This is a genomic window from Arthrobacter sp. 135MFCol5.1, assembly GCF_000374865.1.
Classification (GTDB): domain Bacteria; phylum Actinomycetota; class Actinomycetes; order Actinomycetales; family Micrococcaceae; genus Arthrobacter.
In genome coordinates this window covers 64,205-79,473 of the sequence record NZ_KB895456.1, presented here as the reverse complement: position 1 = coordinate 79,473, position 15,269 = coordinate 64,205, and the positions used below count along the sequence as shown (strand labels likewise).

The 15,269-nt window shown below is 66.5% G+C and carries 14 protein-coding genes and 1 riboswitch; of the genes, 11 read left to right on the top strand and 3 right to left on the bottom strand.

The genetic code is table 11. The features are described 5' to 3' along the window. The first annotated feature begins 21 nt into the window (after positions 1 to 21). Positions 22 to 930 carry a nitrilase-related carbon-nitrogen hydrolase gene (locus tag C563_RS0110190; RefSeq protein ID WP_018761949.1) on the top strand — a complete coding sequence of 303 codons (909 nt, stop codon included), beginning with the start codon at positions 22 to 24 and terminating at the stop codon, positions 928 to 930. On the opposite strand, the gene C563_RS0110185 is transcribed toward C563_RS0110190, so the two are convergent. Then, positions 927 to 2,540 carry a PucR family transcriptional regulator gene (locus C563_RS0110185; protein ID WP_018761948.1) on the bottom strand — a complete coding sequence of 538 codons (1,614 nt, stop codon included), beginning with the start codon at positions 2,538 to 2,540 and terminating at the stop codon, positions 927 to 929. The two genes, C563_RS0110190 and C563_RS0110185, sit on opposite strands and share 4 nt — an antisense overlap. A gap of 172 nt (positions 2,541 to 2,712) precedes the next feature. Here C563_RS0110185 and C563_RS0110180 point away from each other — a divergent pair, with 172 nt between their 5' ends. Then, positions 2,713 to 4,239, top strand: a complete 1,527-nt coding sequence (locus C563_RS0110180; protein WP_196803325.1) for an amino acid permease — start codon at positions 2,713 to 2,715, stop codon at positions 4,237 to 4,239. Beyond that, entirely contained in the window at positions 4,236 to 5,969 is a 1,734-nt protein-coding gene (locus tag C563_RS0110175; protein ID WP_018761946.1) for a flavin monoamine oxidase family protein, read from the top strand. Before C563_RS0110180 ends, C563_RS0110175 begins: the two co-directional genes overlap by 4 nt. A gap of 20 nt (positions 5,970 to 5,989) precedes the next feature. Here the strand turns inward: C563_RS0110175 and C563_RS0110170 are convergent, their stop codons facing one another. After that, a complete protein-coding gene (locus C563_RS0110170) occupies positions 5,990 to 6,508 on the bottom strand; it encodes a gamma carbonic anhydrase family protein (RefSeq protein WP_018761945.1) in 519 nt (172 codons plus the stop codon). Positions 6,509 to 6,616: 108 nt separating this feature from the next. After that, the gene (purU, locus tag C563_RS0110165) at positions 6,617 to 7,477 is read right to left on the bottom strand and encodes a formyltetrahydrofolate deformylase (protein WP_018761944.1); all 861 of its coding nucleotides are present in this window, start codon (positions 7,475 to 7,477) and stop codon (positions 6,617 to 6,619) included. A gap of 43 nt (positions 7,478 to 7,520) precedes the next feature. Further along, positions 7,521 to 7,606: riboswitch (ZMP/ZTP riboswitch) on the top strand. A gap of 148 nt (positions 7,607 to 7,754) precedes the next feature. Here purU and glyA point away from each other — a divergent pair. The 8 genes from glyA (at position 7,755) to trpS (ending at position 15,268) form a co-directional block, all read left to right on the top strand. Further along, positions 7,755 to 9,053, top strand: coding sequence for a serine hydroxymethyltransferase (glyA, locus tag C563_RS0110160; protein ID WP_018761943.1), 1,299 nt, complete (start codon positions 7,755 to 7,757; stop codon positions 9,051 to 9,053). A 3-nt stretch (positions 9,054 to 9,056) separates the two neighbouring features. Continuing rightward, positions 9,057 to 9,959, top strand: a complete 903-nt coding sequence (locus tag C563_RS0110155) for a bifunctional methylenetetrahydrofolate dehydrogenase/methenyltetrahydrofolate cyclohydrolase (RefSeq protein ID WP_018761942.1) — start codon at positions 9,057 to 9,059, stop codon at positions 9,957 to 9,959. A gap of 160 nt (positions 9,960 to 10,119) precedes the next feature. Beyond that, entirely contained in the window at positions 10,120 to 11,061 is a 942-nt protein-coding gene (locus C563_RS0110150) for an ABC transporter ATP-binding protein (protein ID WP_026264636.1), read from the top strand. Beyond that, entirely contained in the window at positions 11,054 to 11,902 is an 849-nt protein-coding gene (locus tag C563_RS0110145) for an ABC transporter permease (RefSeq protein ID WP_018761940.1), read from the top strand. Before C563_RS0110150 ends, C563_RS0110145 begins: the two co-directional genes overlap by 8 nt. Further along, a complete protein-coding gene (locus C563_RS0110140) occupies positions 11,899 to 12,735 on the top strand; it encodes an ABC transporter permease (protein WP_018761939.1) in 837 nt (278 codons plus the stop codon). The genes C563_RS0110145 and C563_RS0110140 overlap by 4 nt, the downstream gene beginning before the upstream one ends. A gap of 65 nt (positions 12,736 to 12,800) precedes the next feature. Continuing rightward, positions 12,801 to 13,364 carry a hypothetical protein gene (locus C563_RS0110135; protein WP_026264635.1) on the top strand — a complete coding sequence of 188 codons (564 nt, stop codon included), beginning with the start codon at positions 12,801 to 12,803 and terminating at the stop codon, positions 13,362 to 13,364. A 10-nt stretch (positions 13,365 to 13,374) separates the two neighbouring features. Continuing rightward, entirely contained in the window at positions 13,375 to 14,208 is an 834-nt protein-coding gene (locus tag C563_RS0110130) for an exodeoxyribonuclease III (protein ID WP_026264634.1), read from the top strand. 16 nt (positions 14,209 to 14,224) lie between these two features. Beyond that, positions 14,225 to 15,268 (top strand): tryptophan--tRNA ligase, encoded by a 1,044-nt coding sequence (gene trpS, locus C563_RS0110125; RefSeq protein ID WP_018761936.1) that lies wholly within the window; start codon positions 14,225 to 14,227, stop codon positions 15,266 to 15,268. The last annotated feature ends 1 nt before the right edge of the window (position 15,269 follow it).

Below are 15,269 nucleotides of genomic sequence, written 5' to 3'. Positions count from 1 at the left end.
ACAGGCATACAGAAGGTGGTAATGATGCTGCTGTCCGTCCTGCAGGCAAACGCCGCGGTCCTGGACGTTGAGGCGAATCTCCGGACCATTGACGAGGCTGCCAACCGGGCCGCCCGCGCCGGCGCCGGCCTGCTCCTGACGCCGGAGCTGTTTCCGGTGGGCTACGCCCCACTGCGGCTGCGCAGCGAACTGGACCCGGCAACCCTTCCCGCACTCCGCGAAAGCCTCGCGGGGATTGCCCGCCGCAACGGGATTGGCCTCGTTTACAGCCTCCCGGCCGAAGCCGCCGGTGGCGCAGGTGACGGCGCTGCCGCCGCCCAAAAGGGCAACGGCTCCCGGTACATGGACCGCGCGGGCGGTCCCGGCTGGCACATTTCCGCGTCCCTGGTGGACGCCACCGGCGCGGAACTTCTTCGGTACGCCAAGGTGCACCTCTTCGGCGACGAGGAACGCAAGGCATTCGTCGCGGCCAGCGAGCCGCCCGCCGTCGTCGACTTCCTCGGCATCCGCACCTCATTGCTGATCTGTTACGACATCGAATTCCCGGAAGCCGCGAGGGCCACAGCCGCGCGCGGCGCGGAACTGCTGCTGGTGCCCACCGCCTTGTCCGCGGGCTATGAGGCGGTGCCCCAGGTCCTTGTCCGCGCACGTGCGCTGGAAAGCCAGCTCAACGTGGCCTATGCCAACCACTGTGGCGCCGAGGATTCCTCTACGTTCGGCGGGGGAAGCGTGGTGGCGGGGCCGGATGGCGGCGTGCTGGCTGCGGCGGGCACTGCTCCGGAACTGCTGTTCGCCACCGTGGGCACGGAGGCTGTCCGCGCCGCCAGGAACGACGTGCCCTACCTGAGGGAGCGCCGGCCGGAGCTGTACCGCGCGTGGGAGGCCGGGCTTGCGTCCGGCCCGGCCCAGTCCGCGGATCACCTGGCCTAGCTGCCCGCCGTCGGGCCGGTCAATGCGTCCGCGTACTGCAGTGCAATCCACAGCTCTGCCCGCACCTGCGCCTGGTTCAAGTCCATCCCGAGGAGGTCTGCAAGGACCCCGACCTGGCGCCGCACGCTGTTGCGGTGAAGTCCCAGCAGCTTGGCGGAGCCGTCCCAGCTGCCGTTCTCGGTAAGCCAGCCGCGAAGCACCGCCAGCAGCGGATCGCGCCGGTCCGGTTCCAGGGACAGCACCGGATGAAGGAGCCGTTCAGCCAGCATGGTCCCTGCTTCGCGGCCCAGCAGCCCGGCCACCGACCATTGAACCTCGTCGGCGCGGACGCTTTGCCCGCTCCTCTGCACGCGGCTCCGCAGGGAACCCGCATCCTGATATGCGGCGGCAAGGCCGGTGAGTTCGGTGGGTTCGCCAACCACCAGGCGCCACCCGAGCTTTTCGACCTCGGCGAGCAGGGAGTCGTCCACCTTCAACCGGGTCACTGCAGCGAATCCGTAATCGGTGATTTCCACCAGCTTGGTATCGAACAGGCGCCGCCACTGGAGGAGCTCCCGGACCGGGCTGTCCCCGGCGGGCCACTCCGGTGCGTCCATCTTGATGCCCTGCACCACGCGCATGGCCGCGGACCGGGTGGAGGACAGGCTCTGCGCCATCAGGTCCCTGAGTGTGTTCAGGTGCCTGGCGCTCCCGCTGGTGAGGCTTTCGGGGTGCAGCAGCACAGCCGTAGCCAGTTGGCTGGGTGCCAGCGAACCGCTGGTTCGCTGCCGGACCAACAGTTCGAGGAGTCCGACGGCGGTCTGGACCACGTTGTTCTGCGCCGGCGTCAAGGGTGCGTCTGAACCCAGGACCAGTGCCCCCAGGTTTGCGTCCTTGGTGCTGCGCAGCGGATGGCCAACCACCAAGGCCGAGCCCGGCAGGTCAAACCCGTCCATCTCCACCCGGGGGCCGCTGCCGGAGAACAAGCGTTTGAGCATGGGTTCCAGCAGGGAAAGCTCGACGGCGGGGCTGCCGCCGCCGCTGGTGCCGCGGGCCCGGACCCGGCCGTCCGCTCCCACCATCACTGCCCAGACGGGCACGCGCTGCACCAGCGCCGCCAGCAGTTCGTGTTCCGGCCTGGGGGAGAGGACTGCGCGCATCAACTGCCGGTTGGTTTCCGCCAGTTGCCGGAAGACCCGCGCAGTATCGGACTCCAGCAGCTGGGAGAATTGGAGGCCGATGGCCGCGAACGGGAGCGATTCCGGTACTTCGAACAAGGTGAGGTTGTGGTGCCGGCACGCGTCGATGACCACGTCCGGGACGGCGTCGAAGTAGGGCCTGATTCCGAATCCCAAGGCCGCTACCTTGGCGTCTACCAACCGCCGGACATACGCGTCCACGCTGGCGGGCGCCCCGCCGCTGCCCAGGAAGGGAAGGCCGGCGGTCAGCAGGAACTCACCCTCGGGCAGGTAGGGCGTCGGATCCTCCAGCTCACTGGGTTCCACCCAGCGCAGCAGCCGGTCGCCGCTGCCGCCGTCGTGGAGCGTCTTCAACACCGGCGGCAGTTGGTCGAGGAACTGCTGGAGCGTGACGAAGCTCAGCCGGCCGGCTGCTGCGGGCTCAGTGGGCATGGCGGACCGACCCGGCGGAGCGGCCCGCCCGGGCCGCGGTTGACCCGTGGTGGCGGTGTGCAGATAGTCTCATGGTTGGCAACTATAGGTCATATTGCACCGCCTTGAGAGTTGGCTCACATGCCAACCTTGGGGAGGGGAAACCGAAAACTACTCTGAAGGGACGTCAACGGTGACTGTGCCTGTGACCACCGAAAAACCCATTGCGCCGGGTGCCTCCCGGCCGCGCCTGGCAGACCAGCTCCTGCGCCGCAAGCCAATCGGCCAGATGGTCAGCGAAGCCGGAAGCGGCGAGGGCGGCACTGCGCTGGTCCGCAGCTTCGGCGTCCTCCACCTCACCATGATCAGTGTTGGCGCCACGCTCGGGACCGGGATCCTGGTGATCCTTGGCGAGTCGGTGCCGCTGGCCGGGCCGGCCATCTGGATCTCGTTCGTCATTGCCGGCCTGGCCGCGCTCCTCTCGGCGGTGTCGTATGCCGAAATGGCCGGCCTGGTTCCGGTAGCGGGCTCCAGCTATTCCTACTCCTACGCCACCATGGGCGAGGGCATGGCGTGGATCTGCGGGTGGTGCCTTGTCCTTGAGTACGCCGTTTCCGTGGCCGCCGTAGCCGTAGGTGCCGGCCAGTACGTCAATGAAGCGCTGGCGGCGTTTGGGCAGGTGCTGCCGGATGCGATGTCCCAGCCTCCCGGCGACGGCGGACTGGTGAACATCCCGGCGATGGCCATCGTGGTCCTGGCCATGGTCCTGCTGGTCCGCGGCGCCCGGGAAAGCGCCTGGATCAATACGGCAGTGGTGATCATCAAGATCGGCATCCTGCTCTTCTTCTGCGCCGTTGCCTTTACCGCGTTCAATGCGGGCAATTTCGAACCGCTCCTGCCCATGGGCGCCGCCGGTGTTTCCGCAGCTGCCTCGCGGGTGTTCTTCTCCTACATCGGCTTCGACGCAGCCTCCACCGCCGGCGAAGAGGCCCGGAACCCCAAGCGCGACCTTCCCCGGGCCATCCTGCTCTCGATGGTGATCGTCACCAGCGTCTATGTCCTCGTGGCGGTTGCCGCCATCGGGGCCAGGCCCTGGGGCTGGTTCGACGGTACCGAGGCCGCCCTCGTCCAGATCCTGGAGGAGACCACCCACCAGCCGTGGATTGCGCTGGTCTTCTCCATCGGCGCCGTCCTGGCCATCGCCAGCATCGTCCTCACCGTGCTGTACGGCCAGACGCGCATCCTGCTCTCGATGTCCCGGGACGGCCTGGTGCCCAAGGTCTTCGGTCGCGTCTCCGCCCGGACCGGCACTCCTGCCGCCGGAACGCTCATCGTGGGAACCGCCGTCGCCCTGACCGCAGGGCTCGTGCCGCTCGGCGCGCTGGCGGACGCCACCAGCATCGGAACGCTGTTCGCCTTCGCCCTGGTCAACGTCGCCGTCATCTACCTGCGGCGCAACCGCCCGGACCTGGAGCGCAGTTTCCGGGTGCCCCTGTACCCGGTCACGCCCGTGCTGGGAACGCTCATGTGCGCCTACCTCATGGCGAACCTTGGTGCCGATACCTGGGTGGTTTTCGGCGCCTGGATGCTCGTAGGGATTGCCATTTACTTCGGCTACGGACGCCGAAACTCGAAGGTAGCGGCCCTGAGCGAGCTCGACTACCGTGAACTGACCGCCAAGCCCCCGCGCCAGGAACCTGTGAAAGCAGAACACTCATGACCACCGCCACCGAACTGCCGGCCCCTGATCCCTCCAGCACCTCAACCGGGCCGGACACAGCAACCGGGCAGGGCCCCGACGGCCGGGCGCCCATCACCATGCTGAACCCCGATTTCCCCTTCAGCTACGACCACTACCTGGCCCACCCGGACGGCATGGGCTCCGTCCCGCCGGAGCTCTACGGCACGGAAGTGGCCGTCATCGGAGCCGGGCTCTCCGGCCTGGTGACCGCCTACGAGCTGATGAAACTCGGCCTGCGCCCGGTGGTCTACGAGGCAGACCAGATCGGCGGCCGCCTCCGCACGGCAGCCTTCCCGGCAGCTCCCGGCGTGGTGGCGGACCTCGGCGGTATGCGGTTCCCGGTCTCGGGCAAGGCTTTCTACCACTACGTTGACCTGCTGGGCCTGGAAACCTGTGAGTTCCCCAACCCCCTGGCCGAGGCCACCTCCAGCACCGTGATCGAGCTGGCAGGCAAGAAGCACTACGCGGAAAAGCCGGCAGACCTCCCGCCCTTTTTCCGTGAGGTTGCGGACGCCTGGAAAGCGGCCGTCAACGACGGCGCCAAGTTCACCGAAATGCAGGACGCCATCCGCTCCCGCGACACGGCCCGGATCAAGGAACTGTGGAACGAACTGCTCCCGCTCATGGATGAGCAGACCTTCTACGGGTTCATCGCCGCGAGCGATTCGTTCAAGGAGGCAGGGTTCGCCCACCGCGAGGCTTTCGGCCAAGTGGGATTCGGCACGGGCGGCTGGGACACCGACTTCCCCAACTCCATCCTGGAGATCCTCCGCGTGGTCTACACCGACGCGGACGACCAGCACCGGTTCATCCGCGGAGGAGCGCAGCGGCTCCCCGAGGCACTCTGGCAGCACGCGCCGTCGGACCTGGTCCACTGGCCCGACGGCACCTCCCTTGCTTCCCTCCACTCCGGCTCGCCCCGCGGCGCTGTGGGGAAGATCAGCCGCGACCCGGACGGAAACCTGCGGATCCGTGAACGCTGGGGCCGCGAGGCCAGCTACCCGGCGGTGGTGAGCACGTGCCAGTCGTGGCTGCTGTCCACCCGCATCCACACCGAGGAAGCATTGTTCCCGGCTGAGCTGTGGACCGCCATGGAGCGCTCGCACTACATGCAGTCGTCCAAGACGTTCGTTATGGTGGACCGGCCGTTCTGGAAGGACACCGACCCGGACACCGGGCACGAGGTCCTGTCCATGACCTTAACCGACCGGCTGAACCGCGCCACGTACCTGCTGGACAACGGCCCGGACCAGCCCGCCGTCATCCTGCTGTCCTACACCTGGAACGACGACGCCCTGAAATGGCTTGCCCTGGACGCGGACGAACGCGTGGAGCTGATGCTGCACTCACTGGAACAGATCTACCCCGGAGTGGATATCGCCGGGCACATCGTGGGGCAGCCCATTACCGTGTCCTGGGAAGCCGACCCCAACTTCATGGGCGCCTTCAAAGCCAACCTGCCGGGGCACTACCGCTACCAGCAGCGGCTGTTCACGCACTTCAAGCAGGACGCGCTGCCCGAATCCCAGCGCGGCATCTTCCTGGCCGGCGACGACGTCTCTTTCACGGCCGGCTGGGCCGAAGGCGCCGTCACCACCGGGCTGAACGCCGTATGGGGCGTGGTGAACCACCTGGGCGGGACATCCGCGCCCGGCAACCCCGGCCCGGGTGACCTGCTGGACGCAATGGGGCCAATCAGCCTGGACTAGCGCCGGCTCGGCGTCGAAGCCTACTGGTGGAGCTCGCGGTGTTTCGCTGCGAGCTCCACGTAGTGCGCCGCATTGGCGCGGACGCCGTCGAACTCTTCCTCCGTGAGTTCGCGGCGCACCTTGGCGGGCACCCCGGCAACCAGGGACCGCGGCGGAACCACGGTTCCTTCCAGGACGACGGCGCCGGCCGCCACCAGCGAGCCGGCACCGATCACGGCGCCGTTGAGGACGGTGGCGCCCATACCGATCAGGCAGTCGTCCTCCACCGTGCAGCCATGCACGACGGCGGCGTGCCCCACGCTGACACCCCGGCCCACCGTGCAGGGGAAGCCGGGGTCGGCGTGCAGCACCACGTTGTCCTGCAGGTTGCTGCCGGCACCCACGCTGATGGCCGCGGTGTCGGCGCGGACGGAAACGCCGTAGAAGGCACTGGAATCCTGGTCCAGGGTCGCCCGGCCAATGATGGAGGCTGAGGGCGCTACGAACGCTGTTTCATGGACAGCCGGCGAATTTCCGGCGAAAGGGTACAGAGGAGCCATGGCTTCACCCTAAGCCACCCCTGCACCCAACTGACTCGCAGCAGATGCCGTTTTGAGGAAGCAAAACGGCATCCTCTGCCAGCTGGTTGAAGCCAGTTGAAGACCGCGTCAGTTGAAGACCACTGTCCGGTTGCCGTCCAGCAGCACCCGGTGCTCGGCATGCCACTGCACGGCCTGGACCAGGGTCCGCCCCTCCACGTCACGGCCCATCTGGACGAACTGCTCCGCCGTGCGGGCGTGATCCACCCGGATGACTTCCTGCTCGATGATCGGACCCTCGTCCAGGGCTGCGGTCACGTAGTGGGCCGTGGCGCCGATCAGCTTCACGCCGCGCGCGTGGGCCTGGTGGTACGGCTTGGCGCCCTTGAAGGACGGCAGGAACGAGTGGTGGATGTTGATGGCCTTGCCGGTCAGCTCGGTGCAGAGGTCGTCGGACAGGATCTGCATGTAACGGGCCAGGACCGTCAGTTCGATGCCGTGTTCGGCGATGATGCCACGAAGCTTGTCTTCCGCCTGCACCTTGGTGTCCTTGGTGACGGGGATGTAATGGAACGGGATGCCGTAGAACTCCGCGAGTCCGGCCAGGTCCCGGTGGTTTGACACGATGGCGGGGATCTCGATGGGCAGAGTCCCGGAGCGCTGCTGGAAGAGAAGGTCGTTGAGGCAGTGGGCGGCGGTACTGGCAAGCACCAGGGTGCGCACCTTGTCGCCGACGGTGTTCAGGCTCCACTGCATGGAGAAGGCCTCCGCCACCGGTTCAAGGGCCGCACGCAGTTCGGACTTGGCGGCGGGTGTGGTGACCTCGACGCGCATGAAGAAGTTGCCGGTTGAGGGGCTGCCGTACTGCTGTGAATCCGTAATGTTGCATCCTGCCACCAGAAGGGCGCCGGCCACCGCGTGGACGATTCCGGGACGGTCCGGGCAGGACAGGGTTACCACATACGCTTGGTTCAGCAGCTGTTCATTCACGCGTAATAGCCTACCCGCGCTGCGGACGGTGCTTTTGATAGGCTGGAGTGGTCGCAACTGGCGTTGGGTGGCTAACCACCAGGGAGCGGCAATCACGAAGACCACGGATCGTACGCCTGGGCCGAGGGTCATGTTTTGCCGGTTGTGGGGCTGCTCCTGCGTCAATGCAGCAGCACCATGCCCAGTGCTTCCACGCGGTGTCATCAACGCAGTGCGGGGGCGCGCCAGCCGGTAGCCTGACCTAAGCAGTGCCCGTATCCCTAGCCAGGAGTTCTTCGTGACTACTACAGCCACCTCAACCACAGCCGTCAGCAACCAGCCGCTGGCAGAGCTCGACCCCGAAATCGCCGCAGTCCTGGACCAGGAGCTTGGCCGCCAGCGCGGCACCCTGGAAATGATTGCCTCCGAGAACTTCGCGCCCCGCGCCGTGATGGAGGCCCAGGGCTCCGTCCTCACCAACAAGTACGCCGAAGGCTACCCGGGCCGCCGCTACTACGGCGGCTGCGAGTATGTCGACGTCGCCGAGCAACTGGCCATCGACAGGGTCAAGGCCTTGTTCGGTGCGGAGTACGCCAACGTCCAGCCGCACTCCGGTGCCCAGGCCAACGCCGCTGCGCTCTCCGCCATGATCACCCCGGGCGACAAGATCCTCGGCCTGTCCCTGGCGCACGGCGGCCACCTGACCCACGGCATGAAGCTGAACTTCTCCGGCAAGCTGTACCAGGTTGCCGCGTACCAGGTCGAGGAAGACAACTTCCGCATCGACATGGACAAGCTGCGTGAGCAGGCCATCGCCGAAAAGCCGCAGGTCATCATCGCCGGCTGGTCCGCCTACCCCCGCCACCTGGACTTCGCCGCGTTCCGCTCCATCGCCGATGAGGTGGGCGCGCTGCTCTGGACCGACATGGCACACTTCGCGGGCCTGGTTGCCGCCGGACTGCACCCCAGCCCGGTGCCGCACTCCGACGTCGTCACCTCCACCGTGCACAAGACTCTCGCCGGTCCCCGCTCGGGTGTGATCCTGGCGAAGGAACAGTGGGCCAAGAAGCTGAACTCCAACGTCTTCCCGGGCCAGCAGGGCGGCCCGCTCATGCACGTCATCGCCGCCAAGGCCGTTGCCTTCAAGATCGCCGGCACCCAGGAATTCAAGGAGCGCCAGGAGCGTGTCCTCGAGGGCGCCAGGATCATCGCCGACCGGCTGAACCAAGCCGATGTTGCCGGGGCAGGCGTCTCCGTCCTCACCGGCGGCACCGACGTCCACCTGGTACTGGTTGACCTGCGCAACTCCCAGCTGGACGGCCAGCAGGCCGAAGACCTCCTGCACTCCGTGGGCATCACCGTCAACCGCAACGCCGTGCCCTTCGACCCCCGCCCGCCGATGGTCACCTCCGGCCTGCGCATCGGTACCCCGGCCCTGGCCACCCGCGGGTTCGGCGCTGCCGAGTTCACCGAGGTCGCCGAGATCATCGCCACCGCGCTCAAGGCCGGCACCGGCGCCGACGTCGAGGCCCTGCAGTCCCGCGTTGACAAGCTGGCCGCCGATTTCCCGCTGTACCCGCAGCACGAGCAGTGGTGACCAATGACTGAAACCACCACCGCGCAGATCCTTGACGGCAAGGCCACCGCCGCTGCCATCAAGGCCGAGCTGACTGACCGCGTGGCCGCACTCAAGGCCAAGGGCGTCATTCCGGGGATCGCCACCGTACTGGTCGGTGCGGATCCGGCCTCGCAGTTGTATGTGTCCATGAAGCACAAGCAATCTGCGCAGATCGGGATGAACTCCATCCAGCGCGAACTTCCCGCGGACGCCACCCAGGAGCAGGTGGAGGCCCTCATTGACGAACTCAATGCGGACCCTGCCTGCCACGGGTACATTGTGCAGCTGCCGCTGCCCAAGCACCTGGATACCGACGCGATCCTGGAACGCATCGATCCCGCCAAGGACGCCGACGGGCTGCACCCGACCAACCTTGGCCGGCTGGTGCTGAACGTCAACCACAAGATCACCACACCGCTGCCGTGCACCCCCCGCGGCGTCATCGAGCTCCTTGAGCGCAACGGATACAGCCTGGCAGGCAAGCATGTTGTGGTGGTGGGCCGCGGCGTCACGATCGGCCGGTCCATCGGCCTGCTGCTGACCCGCCGGGACGTCAACGCCACGGTGACCCTGACCCATACCGGCACAACGAACCTCTCCGAACTGCTCCGGCAGGCGGACGTGATCGTGGGTGCTGCCGGCGTCAAGCACATCGTCAAGGCGGCGGACGTCAAGCCCGGCGCCGCGTTGCTGGATGTCGGAGTTACCCGCGAGACCGATCCTGAGACGGGCAAGAGCCGCGTCTACGGCGACATCGATCCCGCCGCTGCGGAGGTGGCCGGCTGGATCTCGCCGAACCCTGGCGGCGTCGGACCCATGACCGTGGCGCTGCTGATGACCAACGTGGTGGAAGCGGCAGAACGCGCAGCCGGCATCGCGCAGTAGTCCCGCCACCGGGCGCACGACGGCGGCACGGCACCTTTCGCAGGAAAGGCGCCGTGCCGCCGTCGGCCGTTATAACGAAACTGCAAGCGTACTTCCACATGCGCCGCACCTCAACTAGTCTGCACAGGTGCACAACGAAGCCATCCTGCCCTCCGGCACCATGACCGCGCATCGGCCACCCGGAGTGGTCATCTCCGCAGCGAACCTGACCAAGACGTACGGCGATGTGGCGGCCGTGGACGGCATCACCTTCAGCGTTCCGGCGGGGGAGTCCTTCGGGCTGCTGGGTCCGAACGGCGCAGGCAAGTCCACCACCATGAAGATGATCGGCGGGGTCACCCGGCGCACCTCGGGCAACCTCAGCATCATGGGACTGGACCCGGACACGCACGGGCCGGAAGTGCGCGCGCACCTGGGCGTGGTGCCGCAGCAGGACAACCTCGACGAAGAACTGCGCGTCCGCGACAACCTCCTGGTCTACGGCCGCTACTTTGGCCTGCCCATGAGCTACCTGAAGCCAAAAGCCGACGAACTGCTGGAGTTCGCGCAGCTGACGGACAAAGCCAAGTCCAAGGTGGACGCGCTCTCCGGCGGCATGAAGCGGCGCCTGACGATTGCCCGGTCCCTCATCAACGAGCCCAGGATCCTGCTGCTTGACGAACCCACCACGGGCCTGGACCCGCAGGCGCGGCACATCCTCTGGGACCGGCTGTTCCGGCTCAAGGAACAAGGCGTCACCCTGATCCTGACCACCCACTACATGGATGAGGCCGAACAGCTCTGCGACCGGCTGATCGTCGTGGACAAAGGCCGGATCATGGCTGAAGGGTCACCGGCGCAGTTGATCCGCGAGCACTCCACCAGGGAAGTGGTGGAGTTGCGTTTTGGCTCGGAACGCAACGCAGCCATCGCGTCCCGGCTTGAAGGCATCGGTGACCGCCTCGAAGTACTGCCGGACCGGGTGCTGATGTACGCGCACGACGGCGAGTCTGCCCTTGAGCAGGTCTCGGCCCGCGGCCTGAGGCCGCTGACGTCGCTGGTGCGCAGGTCCTCGCTGGAGGACGTCTTCCTCCGGCTCACCGGGCGGAGCCTCGTTGACTGAACCACTGGCCGCTCCGCAGCCCGCCCTTAGGGCGCACCGGCCCGAAATCTCGGCTGCCAAGGCCCGGCGCTGGGGCGCCTTCTACTATGCGGAGCAGGTGCTCCGGGTCATGAAGGGGTACTCCTGGTCCATTGTGATGTACAGCGTGGGCCAGCCCGTGGCGTACCTGTTTGCCATGGGCGTGGGCCTGGCCACCCTGGTGGACTCCGGCAACGCGGCGTTCGGCGGCGTGTCCTACCTGGCCTTCATCGCCCCGGCGCTGCTGGTCTCCGCTGCCGTGATGACGGCCGCGAACGAGTTCACGTTCCCCGTCATGGACGGCTTCAAGTGGCGCCGAATCTACTACGGGCCGCACGCGTCACCGCTGACTCCACAGCAGATCGCGGCAGGACAAATCATGGCCGTGACACTGCGCCTGCTGCTGCAGTCTGCCATCTACTTCGCCGCCGTAGCGCTGTTCGGCGCCTCGCCGTCCGGCTGGGGCTGGGCCGGGATCCTGGTGGCCACCCTGACGGGCCTTGCCTTTGGGCTTCCGCTGATGGCCTACTCCGCGTCGATCACGGAAGACAAGGGCCAGTTTGCGCTGGTGATGCGGTTCATCGTGATGCCGCTGTTCCTTTTCTCCGGGACATTTTTCCCGCTCGAGAACCTCCCGCCGGCAGTGCGCTGGGTCGGATGGATCTCGCCCATCTGGCACGGTACCGAACTTGGCCGGGTACTCAGCTTCGGCTACCACGAAGCGCCACTGCTGACCATCCTGCACATCGCCGTCCTCGGCGGACTGGCCGCGTTGGGTTGGCTCCTGACCCGGCGCCGCTTTGCCCTGAGGATGGGCCAATGAGCGCCGTCTCAGGCCGCGCCGCCAGCGTGACCGAGGCGGCGCGCAACCGGACGTTCGGGCCGCTGTACTCGCGCAATGCAAAGGCCGTCGTCTCCCGGGGACTGATGGCCACGCGCAGCACCAACTGGCTGGTGATGGTGTCCGGATTCTTCGAACCGGTGCTGTTCCTGGTGTCCATGGGGGTGGGCCTGGGTGCCATCGTGGGAGACGTCCGCGGACCCGACGGGACTTCCATCAGCTACGCGGCGTACATCGCCCCTGCCCTGCTTGCCGTGTCGGCGATGAACGGCGCCGTGTACGACTCCACCTGGAACGTCTTCTTCAAAATGAACTTCGCCAAGCTCTACCAGGGCATGCTCTACACGTCGTTGGGGCCCCTGGACGTTGCGGTGGGGGAGATCTTCCTGGCCCTGCTGCGGGGCATGCTCTACGCCACCGGCTTCACCGCCGTCATGGGAGCCATGGGGCTGATTACCACGGCCTGGGCGCTGCTCATGATTCCGGCTTCGGTGCTGATTGCCTTCGGCTTCGCCAGCCTCGGCATGGGGATCACCAGCTTCCTCAAGACATTCCAACAAATGGACTGGATCAACTTCATCCTGCTGCCCATGTTCCTGTTCAGCGCCACGTTCTACCCGCTGAGCGTCTACCCCGAGCCCATCCAGTGGTTCATCCAGGCCATGCCGCTGTGGCACGGGGTGGAACTGCTGCGGCAGATCAGCGTGGGAAGCTTCACGGCCGCCACATCGTTGCACGTGGGCTACTACCTGGCCATGACCGCCGTCGGAATGCTCCTGACCACCCTCCGCCTGCGGAGCCTCTTCCTCAGGTAGCAGCCCCTGTTCGCCCGGGGTGGAAGACGGCCGGAGCACTGCCCGCCATTTGAGACAATGGCTGCATGCGAACTTTGGGCAGCTCACCGTCATCCTCCAAACCCGCCAGGGGCGGCTTTTCGATGTTCCGCATCAGCGGGCCGGGCCTGATGGTCCTGGTAACGGCGTTCATCGTTGCCGTCCTCTTTGCGGCAAACCAGAACGACGTCGTGGGTTGGGTTGTTGCCATCATTGCCGGCTTCTGGCTGGCGCTGGCAGCGTTCGTGGTCTTCAGCATCCAACGGGCCGCCAGGAAGGCGGGGGCAAGGCTCACCGAGGCGCAGAGCGCCTTCAACACCGCCACCGGCCGCGCTCCCGCGCCCGCTTCCGCCGACCACGGCGGAACCCGCGTGATCTACGAACGCTCCGAAGCTGACGAAGTACGTGACCTCAAGCTTGACCACTCCTTCAAGATCGTCCAGGTGCAGGTCCGCGTGGTGGAAGACGAGCGCGCCAAGGGTGCGTCCGCCAACCAGGACACCATCAACCGTGCCCTGGAGACCATCGAGATCACAGCCACCAACGCCCGGGACATGATCAAGTCCTCCGGCGGCAGCGGAGAGCCGGTCGCCGGAACCATCATCGACTAGAGTGGAGCGGGTGAGCTCGGCATTGAACAAGGACCACCTTCGCATCGCATCCGTCAACGTAAACGGCCTTCGGGCTGCCTACAAGAACGGGATGGCGGCGTGGCTTGAGCCGCGGGACGTGGACATTCTCTGCCTGCAGGAGGTACGCGCCCCTGACGCGATCGTCCGGCAGCTGCTCGGGGATGACTGGCATATCCTGCACGCCGAAGCGGAAGCGAAAGGCCGTGCCGGCGTCGCCATCGCGTCCCGGCAGGAACCCCTCGCCACCAGGAACGGCATCGGCGACGACTACTTTGCCACGGCCGGGCGCTGGGTGGAGGCCGACTTCCGGTACCCGGATGCCGCCGGCAACCCCGTCCAGCTCACCGTAGCCAGCGCCTACGTGCACTCGGGCGAGGTGGGGACGCCAAAGCAGGACGACAAATTCCGTTTCCTGGACGCCATGATCACCCGGCTGCCGGAGCTGGCCAAGCACAGCGACCATGCGCTGGTGGTGGGAGACCTGAACGTCGCCCACACACCGTTCGATATCCGGAACGCCAAGGGCAACGTGAAGAAGGCCGGTTTCCTGCCGGCGGAACGCGCATACTTCGACCGCTTCCTGGGCGAGGAAATCGGCTGGCACGACGTCCACCGGAACCTGTCCGGCGAGATGGACGGCCCCTACACCTGGTGGTCGCAGCGCGGAAAGGCCTTCGACAATGACACCGGCTGGCGCATCGACTACCACCTGGCCACCGCAGGGTTGGCGTCCGGTGCCCTGTCCGCCGTCGTCGACCGTGCCGCCTCGTGGGACACACGCTTCTCCGACCACGCCCCGCTGGTAGTGGACTACCAGCTCTGAGCCCGAAAGTTCTTCCATGACCAGCCAGACTTCCCAGCCAGCCAAGAAGCGCATACTCTCCGGCGCCAAGCCGACCGCCGATTCCCTCCACCTGGGCAACTACATCGGAGCCGTGCGCAACTGGGTGGATATGCAGGCGGAGTACGACGCCGTATTCTTCGTCCCGGACCTGCACGCCATTACGGTGGACTTTGAGCCCGGGGAACTTGCCAAACGGACCCGCATCGTCGCGGCCCAGTACATCGCCGCCGGTATCGACCCGGACAAGAGCATCTTCTTCGTCCAGTCACATGTGCCCGAGCACGCGCAGCTTGCCTGGGCCCTGAACTGCATCACGGGCTTCGGCGAGGCGTCGCGGATGACCCAGTTCAAGGACAAGACCCAGAAGTCCGGAGCGGATTCCGCCACGCTGGGCCTGTTCGCCTACCCCACGCTGATGGCGGCCGACATCCTGCTGTACCAGAGCGACCTCGTGCCCGTTGGCGAGGACCAGCGCCAGCACCTTGAGCTGACCCGGAACCTGGCCCAGCGTTTCAACACCCGGTTCGGCCAGACCTTCACTGTGCCCGAGGCAACGATCGTCAAGGAAAGCGCCAAGATCTACGATCTCCAAAACCCCAGCGCCAAGATGTCCAAGACGGGTGAGTCGCCCAACGGTGCCATCCAGCTGCTGGAAGATCCCAAGATCGCAGCCAAGCGCATCAAGTCCGCTGTCACCGACGCCGGAACGGAGATCCGCTTTGACGCCGAGGAAAAGCCCGGTGTGTCCAATCTGTTGACCATCTACTCCGCCCTCACCGGCAAAACGGTCACCGAGCTGGAAGCCGAGTACCAGGGGAAGATGTACGGCCACCTCAAGGTGGACCTCGCCGAGGTGGTGGTGGATTTCATCACACCGATCCGCAACCGCACGAACGAGCTCATGGCTGATCCCGCCGAGCTCGACCGGCTGCTGGCCCTGGGCGCCGACCGGGCCCGGGAGATCGCTTCGGTCACCCTCGCACGGGTGTACGAGCGCATGGGCTTCCTGCCGTCCCTCACCCTCGCTGGAGTCCGCTAGC

What these genes read in the sequence shown, in the direction of transcription:
- C563_RS0110190 (WP_018761949.1), top strand. Translation starts at nt 22, where the DNA reads ATGATGCTGCTGTCCGTCCTGCAGGCAAACGCCGCGGTCCTGGACGTT.
- C563_RS0110185 (WP_018761948.1), bottom strand. Translation starts at nt 2,540, where the DNA reads ATGCCCACTGAGCCCGCAGCAGCCGGCCGGCTGAGCTTCGTCACGCTC.
- C563_RS0110175 (WP_018761946.1), top strand. Translation starts at nt 4,236, where the DNA reads ATGACCACCGCCACCGAACTGCCGGCCCCTGATCCCTCCAGCACCTCA.
- C563_RS0110170 (WP_018761945.1), bottom strand. Translation starts at nt 6,508, where the DNA reads ATGGCTCCTCTGTACCCTTTCGCCGGAAATTCGCCGGCTGTCCATGAA.
- C563_RS0110155 (WP_018761942.1), top strand. Translation starts at nt 9,057, where the DNA reads ATGACTGAAACCACCACCGCGCAGATCCTTGACGGCAAGGCCACCGCC.
- C563_RS0110150 (WP_026264636.1), top strand. Translation starts at nt 10,120, where the DNA reads ATGACCGCGCATCGGCCACCCGGAGTGGTCATCTCCGCAGCGAACCTG.
- C563_RS0110140 (WP_018761939.1), top strand. Translation starts at nt 11,899, where the DNA reads ATGAGCGCCGTCTCAGGCCGCGCCGCCAGCGTGACCGAGGCGGCGCGC.
- C563_RS0110135 (WP_026264635.1), top strand. Translation starts at nt 12,801, where the DNA reads ATGCGAACTTTGGGCAGCTCACCGTCATCCTCCAAACCCGCCAGGGGC.
- trpS (WP_018761936.1), top strand. Translation starts at nt 14,225, where the DNA reads ATGACCAGCCAGACTTCCCAGCCAGCCAAGAAGCGCATACTCTCCGGC.